At 55.0% G+C, this 616-nt stretch carries 1 protein-coding gene; it reads right to left on the reverse strand.

What is annotated here, in order from left to right:
- Positions 1–616, reverse strand: a 616-nt coding sequence (locus DWY93_RS17725) for a VirD4-like conjugal transfer protein, CD1115 family (RefSeq protein ID WP_242990769.1), incomplete at both ends; no start/stop codon positions are given.

The raw sequence follows: 616 nt of genomic DNA on the forward strand, positions 1-616 counted from the left end.
TTCGGGTGCTTTTTCAAGTCATACTTCGGGGACAGGAAGGGCGGGAGCCCCCGAAGCTGCAAGATACATTTATCCCCGGGCATGGTGGTGATCTCGCTGGTGGTCATCAGCTCCCGGCCAAGCCGCTGCATATTCTGGCTGTAACTTTCAGACTGTCCACGGCTTCGGCCCTCGGTCTGCATAGAGATGGTGGCCTTGCCCAGCCAGTTTTCCGAAATATCCTTTAGGGTGGAAGCCTCCCGGCCTCCGAGGAACACGATGCTGTCCATGTTGCCCATGATGGTTTCGGAATGGTCTTTGTACAATGCCTTACACTGGCTCATTGCCTGATAAAAAAGCGTCAGGCTGATCTCACGGGAGCGGATGACGGCCACGATCTTTTCCAGCCCCGGCACCTGTCCGGTGTTGGCAGCCTCGTCCCACAGCACCCGCACATGGTAGGGCAGACGCCCGCCATAGGTGTTATCAGCCCGTTCACACAGAAGGTTGAACATCTGCGAAAAAGCGAGGGCAACCAAAAAGTTGTAGGTGGTGTCCGTGTCGCTGATAAGAAAGAACAGCGCTGATTTTTCATCCCCCAGCTTATCCAGCTCCAGCTCGTCATAAGACATGATCT

Origin of the sequence: Clostridium sp. AF28-12 (genome assembly GCF_003435225.1) — a bacterium.
GTDB classification, from domain to species: Bacteria; Bacillota; Clostridia; order Lachnospirales; family Lachnospiraceae; genus Pilosibacter; species Pilosibacter fragilis.